6 protein-coding genes, 1 pseudogene and 2 riboswitches are annotated in these 9,573 nt (G+C 69.8%); of the genes and pseudogenes, 3 read left to right on the forward strand and 4 right to left on the reverse strand.

From position 1 onward, the window contains the following. The coding region (locus ABZY11_RS39835; RefSeq protein ID WP_356483855.1) for a sugar ABC transporter substrate-binding protein at positions 1–1,254 on the reverse strand (1,254 nt) is incomplete at its 3' end. A gap of 482 nt (positions 1,255–1,736) precedes the next feature. Here ABZY11_RS39835 and ABZY11_RS39840 point away from each other — a divergent pair. Then, positions 1,737–2,747, forward strand: coding sequence for a hydroxyacid dehydrogenase (locus ABZY11_RS39840; protein WP_356483856.1), 1,011 nt, complete (start codon positions 1,737–1,739; stop codon positions 2,745–2,747). 268 nt (positions 2,748–3,015) lie between these two features. Beyond that, positions 3,016–3,387, forward strand: a complete 372-nt coding sequence (locus tag ABZY11_RS39845) for a hypothetical protein (protein WP_356483857.1) — start codon at positions 3,016–3,018, stop codon at positions 3,385–3,387. 141 nt (positions 3,388–3,528) lie between these two features. On the opposite strand, the gene ABZY11_RS39850 is transcribed toward ABZY11_RS39845, so the two are convergent. The 3 genes from ABZY11_RS39850 to cobN form a co-directional block, all read right to left on the reverse strand. Next, positions 3,529–3,765: a hypothetical protein gene (locus ABZY11_RS39850; RefSeq protein WP_356483858.1), complete on the reverse strand. Its 237-nt coding sequence runs from the start codon at positions 3,763–3,765 to the stop codon at positions 3,529–3,531. Positions 3,766–3,949: 184 nt separating this feature from the next. Then, a complete protein-coding gene (locus ABZY11_RS39855) occupies positions 3,950–5,038 on the reverse strand; it encodes a HoxN/HupN/NixA family nickel/cobalt transporter (protein WP_356483859.1) in 1,089 nt (362 codons plus the stop codon). Between the two features lie 27 nt (positions 5,039–5,065). Continuing rightward, positions 5,066–5,269, reverse strand: a riboswitch (cobalamin riboswitch). 148 nt (positions 5,270–5,417) lie between these two features. Beyond that, positions 5,418–9,014: a cobaltochelatase subunit CobN gene (cobN, locus tag ABZY11_RS39860; protein WP_356483860.1), complete on the reverse strand. Its 3,597-nt coding sequence runs from the start codon at positions 9,012–9,014 to the stop codon at positions 5,418–5,420. A 71-nt stretch (positions 9,015–9,085) separates the two neighbouring features. Continuing rightward, positions 9,086–9,235, reverse strand: a riboswitch (cobalamin riboswitch). Positions 9,236–9,282: 47 nt separating this feature from the next. Here cobN and ABZY11_RS39865 point away from each other — a divergent pair. Then, positions 9,283–9,573 (forward strand): annotated as a pseudogene (locus tag ABZY11_RS39865) (precorrin-3B synthase); the annotation flags it as partial.

Consider the following 9,573-nt stretch of genomic DNA (forward strand, 5'->3'; position numbering starts at 1 on the left):
GTGCGCTGTGCCGGGGTGGTGGGACCGGGCCCGGCGCGGTGGCCAGGCCCGGCCAGGCTGTGGGTCCGGTGTGGTCGAGCTGCCCGTGCAGCGCGCGTTCCGGTAGATCTCGGCGTAGGTCTTCCAGCGGGGGTCGGGCCGGACCTTGGAGATGTCCACCGTCTTGTTGACGGGCAGCTGTACGGTGAAGCCGGTGTCGCCCTCCATCCCGGTCTTCTGGCCCTCGGCGGCGAGGGCGAAGTCGGCGAAGGCGTCCTGCCCCGCCATGTTCTCGGAGCCCGCCATCAGGTAGATGGACCCGCCCTCGGCGAGCACGGTGGCGTCCTTCGGCCCCTTGGGCATCGGCACGACCTCGTACTTGTCCTTGCCGAGGGTCTCGTCGAAGCGGGGCAGCAGATACGGGCCGACGACGAACATGCCGGTCCGGCCCGCCTCGAACGTCTCGTTCGTGGGCGGGGTCTCCATGGTCACGGCGCCCGGCTGGATGACCTTGCTCCGGCAACCGAGGTCGCGGAACCACTGCACGGCCTGAACCGATTCCTTCGTGGTCATCGCGGGCTTGTACTTGCCGTCCCCGGCCTCGGCGATGAAGTCTCCGCCCGCGGCCCAGAGGAAGTTGGAGAAGTACCAGGAGGCGTATCCGCGCTTGGTGGACAGCGGAGCGGCGAGGCCGTACGTGTTCTTCTTGCCGTCGCCGTCGGGGTCCTTGGTGGTGAAGGCTTCGGCCATCGCGGCGAAGTCGTCCCAGCTCCGCGGGACTTCGAGCTTCAGCTTCTCCCGCCAGTCCTTGCGGATGAGCAGCGCGGACGCCTGCGCCGAGTACGGCAGGCCGAACTGCTTGCCGTCCACGCTCTTGCCGGAGTCCAGCCCCTGGCCGACGGCCTGCTTGCCGTTCTTGATCTTTTCGAGGTCGATCTCCCGGAGCAGGCCCTGGCTGTGCATGGCGCCGAGCTGTGTCACATCGTTCATGACGATGTCGGGCAGGTTCTTCTGCGCGGCCCGTTGCTGGAGCTTGGTCTCGAAGTCGTCGAAGATCGCCGTGACCTTGACCTTGTAGCCGGTGGACTTCTCGAAGGCGGCAGCGAGCTTGAGCGCTCCCTGCTCTCCCGGTCCGCCCGGTGTCGTCCGGGTCCACAGTTCGAGCGGTGCCTTCGAGTTCTGCTTGGCATCCACTCCCGCAGGCCCTGATGTACAGCTGGTGAGGACCAGTGCGGAAGCGAGAACACCCGCACCGATCCACCGCGATCTCTGCATGACAACTCCTGTTTCGCCGCATCACAGCTGGCCTGGAAAGCGCTTGCTGGGACGCTAACGGCGTCCGAATCCTTGGTCAATAGTCCGATGAATACAAAAATCTCGCGATGGCTCGCGAGAGCCTTGCCGGACACACCACCGCACCCCTCCCCCACCGGCCGACACCTCCACGAGTCAATTGATCACCTCGTGAAAACACCTGACGGAACGGCAGTTCAGTGGACTTGAGCGCAGGTCGGCCGACCGTACGCCGATCGCACCCGAACGCGACAGCCGACCGGACAGCGAATCCCGGATGACCGATCTTCATCCGAGACCTGTTCAATCATCCGATGTATCGTGCTGCCAGTGCGCCGACCAAGGCACCGAACAAGCCACGCCAATCTTCAACATCAGGTCAGACATTTCCCCACGCGCCCGACCAGGGCTCACGAGTCGATTCACTGACGGCCTGTCAGCGAACAGCTGAGGAGCGCAACGCCATGAACGAGCCGGCACGCCGACCGACAGCCCTGTTGGTCATGGAGGAAGAACGCAGGGCCGACGTCTATCCCCCGGAGGTTCTAGCCGAAATCGAAAGTCTCGTACACCTGCAGGGTTCACCCCTCACACGGCAGCAGCTCGACGAGGATCCCGACGTGCTGCGACAGGTCGATGTCCTGTTCACGGGCTGGGGCGCGCCCGTACTCGATGCCGCCTTCCTCTCGCATGCCCCCCGGTTGCGGGCAGTCCTCGTCGCCGCGGGCTCCGTGCGGCACCTGACCACACCCGCCTTCTGGGCGCGCGGCATTCCGATTGTCTCCGCGGCCGCGGCCAACGCCGTCCCGGTCGCGGAGTTCACTCTCGCTCAGGTCCTCCTCGGACTCAAGCAGGTACATCGCATCACCCGGGAGGTGGCAAGCAGTCGCCGCTTCCCCCACAACCCCCAGGTGCCGGGCGCCTACCGGTCACGCGTGGGCCTGCTGGGGCTCGGTCACATCGGCCGTCTCGTCGCGGCCCACCTCGGCCGCTTCGACATCGAGATCCTCGCCACGGATCCCATCGCCTCCCCGGAGACCGCCCGGCGGGCGGGCGTCCGGCTGGTCGGCATCGAGGAAGTGTTCGCCACCTGCCAGGTCGTCAGTCTCCACGCGCCCCTTCTGCCCGAGACCCGTGGCACGATCGGAACACGGCTGCTGAACTCCCTGGGGCCCGGCGCGACGCTGATCAACACCGCGCGCGGCGCGCTCATCGACGAGACCGCCGCGGCGGAGGTCCTGCGCGCCAGACCCGACCTCACCGCCGTACTCGATGTCACGCACCCGGAGCCTCCCGCCCATGACTCGCCACTCTTCACCCTTCCCAACGTTGTCCTGACACCCCACCTCGGCGGTGCCCTCGGGGCCGAACGTCATCGTCTCGGAGAGCTTGTGCTCGACGAACTCCGACGCTTTATACATGACCAACCTCTCCAGTACGCGATCGACCCCGCCCGCGCCGCATCGCTGGCCTGAGGCCGCGGCAGCAGTCCGAGCGGTCGGGGCCCGACACGGCGGTGCCCCGACCGCGGCGTCAGCGAAACGTCAGCGAAACGTGAGTGGAACGTCAGTGCGGGACGGGAGAGTTCGGGGCCCGCCGGGCCCTCGCCTCCGACTCGTGACGACGTACCCGGATTCGCGCGCCGCTGTTCGTGTGTTGTGTTCGCGCGTCCCCGCGGGCCGACCGTCGACTACATCGCCGAAGGAGTCAGCCATCGACCTGCGGAGAATCAAGGCAGTTGTCGTGGCGGCCACTGCCGTGGCGGGAATCGCCGTGGCGGCCGCACCGGCACAGGCGAGCGTCTGCCAGGTGCGCGGCGGCTCCATCATCTGCGAGTACGGCGTCAGCTTCTACACGTTCGCCAACGGCACCCGGCAGGAATTCGCGATCGGTACCGATCGGGCGGTCTGGACGCGCTGGAACGACACCGCGGGGAACTGGACCGTGTGGACGTCCATGGGCGTAGTGGCGACGAGCGGGGTCACCGTGGAACCGCTCCCGCACGACACCTTCTCCATCGTCGTCACCGGCACCGACGGCGGACGGTGGGAACGTCTGCGCTACAGCTTCCCCGAGGGCACCTGGTCGGACCGCTGGGAGCCGTACCGGGGCTGAGCAGTGGCCGCGGGCCATCGGCAGCACCCCGCCGAGCGGCGGCCGGCGGAGCGGGCGACGGGCCTGAACCCACTGCTCGGCCCGTCGGCGAACCGCCCGTGCGGCCGGACCGCCCGGCCGCACGATCGCCCGGTACGAATCTCAGTGCGGTCTCCAATGGAATTTTCCGCCACCCACCCACCGCACCACGCCCGGGTCGTCGAGGTCGTGGACCCTGATTCCCGCGGCCGAGGCGACGGCGAGCACATCCAGCATCGACGTTGCCGCGCTGACCACCTCCCCGTCGATCTCCACAAGGCGGAAGGGCGGGTCGCCGGGCTGCACTCCCAGCACGGTGATCCGGGGCGACTGGATGTAAGGACTGCCACTTTCGGTCATGCGTAGATCGCTTCCACGCCACGGGCGACACTATGCCCGGCGGCAGGACGGGTGACGCCTCTTCGCGGAGCAGTACGTCTGCCTGGGCCAATGGCGTGAGGCCCGGCGGATTCACGCCGTTCGGCGGAACCGGAACGCGTATCGGGCGCCTCGTCCGGTCCCGCCGATGCCGAGCGGCCCGGCGTCAGGCGCTGTCGGCGGCGCGGGCCGTCCAGCGTTGCTCGACGTCGGCGAGTCTCCAGTAGGCCAGTGCCACCGCCCACACCACCACGAAGAGCCCGACGATGATGTAGCCGACATTGCCCAGGTCCAGGCCCGAGATCCAGCCGGTGACCGAGTCCCGCAGATCGAGCTTGTCGTGCAGTACGGTGACCAGCTCGATCGTGCCGATGAGGAAGGCGACGGCGATCGACAGCCCCGTGATGGCAAGGTTGTAGAAGACCTTGCGCACCGGGTTGGAGAAGGCCCACTGGTAGGCGAAGTTCATGAACGTCCCGTCGAGCGTGTCGAAAAGGCTCATCCCGGCGGCGAACAGCAGCGGCAGGCAGAGAATCGCGTACCAGGGCAGACCGGCGGCGGCGCCGCTGCCCGCCATGACCATCAAGGTGACCTCGGTGGCGGTGTCGAAGCCGAGGCCGAAGAGGAAGCCGAGCGGGTACATCTGGCCGGGCCTGGTGATGGAGCGGGTGAACCGGCCCAGGATCCGGTTCATGAACCCTCGCGAGTCCAGATGCCGCTCCAGCTCGGACTCGTCGAAGCGGCCGGCCCGCATCGCCCGGAAGACCCGCAGGATGCCGACGAGCGCGACCAGGTTCAATGCGGCGATCAGGTAGAGGAAGGACCCGGATACGGTCGTGCCGACCACACCGAGCACCTGGTGCGTGCCCGAGTCCTCGTTGATCAGCACTCCGGCGAGCTGTGCGCCGCCGGCAACCAGCGCGGCCATGGTGACGACCACACTGGAGTGGCCCAGCGCGAACCAGAATCCGACCGACACGGGCCGCTTGCCGTCGGCCATCAGCTTGCGGGTCGTGTTGTCGATGGCGGCGATGTGATCCGCGTCGAAGGCATGCCGCATGCCGAGCGTGTAGGCGGTGATCCCGAGCCCGATGCCGAACGCCTTGGAGCCGACCTCGTAGTGCCGCGGGACGACGAGCAGGAACAGCACGCCGAATGCCAGCACATGCAGGGCGGCGATCACCGCGAGCAGCCCCACTGTTCGGACGGTGTCCTCGCGTCGCCACTTGAACACGGCGGAATCGGGCAGGGTCATGCGGTCACGCTCCAGCACCTCGTGGATTACTTCGTGAGATGCCGTGGCCGGTCTCCTGGCTTACGGGTTCGCTCGCGCTCGTATCCGTCCCTGCCTTCCCGGCCGCGCTCTGCGGCCAGTGGCGTCAAGGGGGCGGATACTCCCCGATCACAGTGGCGAGGGCCGCTCCGGTCTGAGACTTCCTGAAGTCTGTCACCGGTCTTCCCGAACACCACGACCCGCACACTCTAAGCTCCGGCGCGCGCCGCCTACAAGCCCGCCAAGCGCACTCCGGCGGCTCCCGCTCCCGCACTCGACTCGGGTCGACGAGTCCCGGCCGGCATTCCGGCCGGGGCTCGTCACATGTCGCTGTCCGGTGGTTCGGTGCCGGGCTCGGAGGTCAGTCCTCGCCCTCCAGGTTGCCCTCCGTCTCCAGGTACGCCTGGCGCAGGGCGTCGAGGACCGCCGGGTCGGGCTTGGCCCACATGCCGCGGGACTCCGCCTCCAGGAGCCGTTCCGCGATGCCGTGCAGGGCCCAGGGGTTGGCCTGCTGGAGGAACTCGCGATTGGTCGGGTCCAGGACGTACGTCTCGGTGAGCTTGTCGTACATCCAGTCGGCGACCACGCCCGTCGTCGCGTCGTAACCGAAGAGGTAGTCGACGGTGGCGGCCAGTTCGAAGGCGCCCTTGTAGCCGTGCCGGCGCATCGCCTCGATCCACTTGGGGTTCACCACCCGGGCGCGGAAGACCCGCGAGGTCTCCTCCACCAAGGTGCGGGTGCGGACCGTCTCGGGGCGGGTGGAGTCGCCGATGTACGCCTCCGGGGCGGTGCCGCGCAGGGCGCGAACGGTGGCCACCATGCCGCCGTGGTACTGGAAGTAGTCGTCCGAGTCGGCGATGTCGTGTTCGCGGGTGTCGGTGTTCTTGGCCGCGACCGCGATGCGCTTGTACGCCGTCTCCATCTCCTCGCGGGCCGGGCGGCCGTCGAGTTCGCGTCCGTAGGCGTAGCCGCCCCACACCGTGTAGACCTCGGCGAGGTCCGCGTCGGTGCGCCAGTCGCGGGAGTCGATGAGCTGGAGCAGACCGGCGCCGTACGTACCGGGGCGGGAGCCGAAGATGCGGGTGGTGGCGCGGCGTTCGTCGCCGTGGGCGGCCAGGTCGGCCTGGGTGTGGGCGCGTACGTGGTTCTGCTCGGCCGGCTCGTCCAGGGCGGCGACGAGGCGGACCGCGTCGTCGAGCAGGCCGATGGTGTGCGGGAAGGCGTCGCGGAAGAAACCGCTGATGCGCAGGGTGACGTCGATGCGCGGGCGGCCGAGTTCGGCCGGCGGGATCGCTTCCAGGCCGGTGACACGGCGCGAGGCGTCGTCCCAGACCGGGCGGACGCCGAGCAGGGCGAAGGCTTCTGCGACGTCGTCACCGGCGGTGCGCATCGCGCTGGTACCCCACAGGGAGAGGCCGACCGAGGTGGGCCAGTCGCCGTTGTCGGTGCGGTAGCGCTCCAGGAGCGAGTCGGCCAGGGCCTGGCCGGTCTCCCAGGCGAGGCGCGAGGGTACGGCCTTGGGGTCGACGGAGTAGAAGTTGCGGCCGGTCGGCAGGACGTTGACCAGCCCGCGGAGCGGGGATCCCGAGGGTCCGGCGGGGACGAATCCGCCGTCCAGCGCGTGCAGGGTGTGGGCGAGTTCATCGGTCGTGGCGGCCAGCCGGGGTACCACCTCACGGGCGGCGAAGTGGAGGATGTCGGCGACCGCCCGCGGGTGCCCGGCCGCCACCTCGGTGACCGCGTCCTGGGACCAGTCCGCGTCCTCCATCGCCTGGACCAGGGTGCGAGCCCGCTCCTCGGCCTCGTCCGCGGTGACGCGGGTCGCGGCGGACTCGTCGAGACCCAGGGCCTCGCGCAGGCCCGGCAGGGAGGCGGTGCCGCCCCAGATCTGCCGGGCACGCAGGATCGCGAGGACGAGGTTGACCCGGTCGGCACCGGCCGGGGCGCCGCCCAGGACATGGAGGCCGTCACGGATCTGGGCGTCCTTGATCTCACAGAGCCAGCCGTCGAGATGCATGATGAACTCGTCGAAGCCCTCGTCCTCGGGGCGGTCTTCCAGCCCCAGGTCGTGGTCGAGCTTGGCGGCCTGGATCAGGGTCCAGATCTGGGCGCGGATCGCCGGGAGCTTCGCGGGGTCCATCGCCGCGATCTGGGCGTGCTCGTCCAGGAGTTGTTCGAGCCGGGCGATGTCCCCGTAGCTGTCGGCGCGTGCCATCGGCGGTACGAGGTGGTCCACGAGGGTGGCGTGGACTCGCCGCTTGGCCTGCGTTCCCTCGCCCGGGTCGTTGACCAGGAACGGGTAGATCAGCGGGAGGTCGCCGAGGGCCGCGTCGGGGCCGCAGGCGGCGGAGAGGCCGGCGTTCTTGCCGGGCAGCCATTCCAGGTTGCCGTGCTTGCCGAGGTGGATCATGGCGTCGGCGCCGAAGCCGTTGTCGTCGGCCGGGGCGGCGATCCAGCGGTAGGCGGCCAGGTAGTGATGCGAGGGCGGCAGATCGGGGTCGTGGTAGATCGCGATCGGGTTCTCGCCGAAGCCGCGCGGCGGCTGGATGAGGATGAGCAGATTGCCGTGGCGCAGGGCGGCGAGCACGATGTCGCCGTCCGGGTTGCTCGACCGGTCCACGAACATCTCGCCCGGGGCGGGGCCCCAGTGCTGCTCGACCGCTTCACGGAGCTCGGCCGGGAGGGTCGCGTACCAGCGCCGGTAGTCGGCGGCCGGAATCCGGACCGGGTTGCGGGCCAACTGCTCCTCGGTGAGCCACTCCTGGTCGTGGCCGCCCGCCTCGATCAGCGCCCGGATCAGTTCGTCGCCGTCGCCCGACACGAGGCCGGGGACCTCCTCCGTACCGAAGTCGTATCCCTGGTCCCGGAGTCGGCGCAGCAGGGCGACGGCGCTGGCCGGGGTGTCGAGGCCAACAGCGTTGCCGATCCGGGAGTGCTTGGTCGGGTAGGCGGACAGGACGAGCGCGATCCGCTTCTCGGCGGCCGGGATGTGGCGCAGCCGGGCGTGGCGCACGGCGATCCCGGCCACGCGGGCGGCGCGCTCGGTGTCGGCGACGTACGCGGGCAGGCCGTCCTCGTCGATCTCCTTGAACGAGAACGGCACGGTGATCAGGCGGCCGTCGAACTCGGGGACCGCGATCTGGCTGGCGGCGTCGAGCGGGGAGACACCCTCGTCGTTGCCTTCCCAGTCGGTGCGTGAGCCGGTGAGGCAGAGGGCCTGGAGGATGGGTACGTCGAGGCCGCTGAGGACGCCCGCGTCCCAGGACTCGTCGTCGCCGCCCGCCGACGCCTCGGCCGGCCGGGTGCCGCCCGCGGCGAGGACGGTGGTCACGATCGCGTCGGCGGCGCGCAGCGCTTCGATGAGTTCGGGCTCGGGGGTGCGCAGCGAGGCGACGTACAGCGGCAGCGCGCGGGCGCCCGTGTCCTCGACGGCACGGCAGAGCGCCTCGATGAACGCGGTGTTGCCGCTCATGTGGTGGGCGCGGTAGTAGAGCACGGCGACGACCGGGCCGTCGGTGCGGCGGGGGGTGCGCTCCAGCGGGCCCCAGGAGGGTGCCGGGGCGGGCGGTGCGAAGCCGTGGCCGGTGAGCAGGACGGTGTCGGAGAGGAAGCGGGCGAGCTGGTCCAGGTTGGCGGGCCCGCCGTGGGCCAGATAGGCATGGGCCTCGGCGGCGATGCCGATGGGGACCGTGGAGGCGGCCATCAGCTGGGCGTCGGGGGCCTGTTCACCGGTGAGAACGACCACCGGGCGTCCGGTGGCGAGCACTTGGTCGAGGCCGTCCTGCCAGGCGCGTACGCCGCCGAGGAGGCGTACGACGACCAGGTCGACACCGTCCAGGAGCTGCGGGAGGTCCTGGAGCGGGAGCCGGGAGGGGTTGGCGTAGCGGTAGGAGACCGGGCCGTCCGAGGCGCGGGCACTGAGCAGGTCGGTGTCGGACGTCGACAGGAGCAGGATCATGCGGCGTCGGGCCTTCCTCGGGGTGTCCACGCCCCGGGCGGTGTCGGAATGGGGTCTCCCCTGCTCGACGGAGTCGAGCGCTCGGGGAAGGGAGTTCCTGACTCGCCCGGCCGGGGCCGGGCTCACAGTGGCGGGACCGTGCCGGAATTGCACCGGACTTCCTCCCCTGTCGCCGTCTGTGGCGACGACGTGCCGGATGGCCCGTCACTAGGCATAGTAAGGGCCGGTCAACTGATGGAGGACATACGGATCTGGTCAGATGGTCGGTATGCTCGCCGCCATGCCCCCACCTGCCACTTCGCCTTCGCTGCCCGGAGACGCGTCGTCCCGGGGCCGTGGTGACGCCTGCCCCGGCACGCTGCGGCTGCACCGGGCGGACGACGGTGCGCTGGCCCGCGTCCGTGTTCCCGGGGGTCTGCTGACCGCGGTGCAGGCGGATGCCCTGGGGGCGTTGGCGGAGAGCCTGGGCGATGGTGAGTTGCATCTCACTTCGCGCGGCAACGTCCAGTTGCGCGGGCTGGGCCCGGACTGCGGAGCCCAACTGGCCGACCGGCTGGGC

This window comes from Streptomyces sp. NPDC006510, assembly GCF_040611955.1.
Taxonomy (GTDB): Bacteria; Actinomycetota; Actinomycetes; order Streptomycetales; family Streptomycetaceae; genus Streptomyces.

Coding starts and splice junctions, on each gene's coding strand:
- ABZY11_RS39855 (WP_356483859.1), bottom strand. CDS start 5,038: ATGACCCTGCCCGATTCCGCCGTGTTCAAGTGGCGACGCGAGGACACC.
- cobN (WP_356483860.1), bottom strand. CDS start 9,014: ATGATCCTGCTCCTGTCGACGTCCGACACCGACCTGCTCAGTGCCCGC.
- ABZY11_RS39840 (WP_356483856.1), top strand. CDS start 1,737: ATGAACGAGCCGGCACGCCGACCGACAGCCCTGTTGGTCATGGAGGAA.
- ABZY11_RS39850 (WP_356483858.1), bottom strand. CDS start 3,765: ATGACCGAAAGTGGCAGTCCTTACATCCAGTCGCCCCGGATCACCGTG.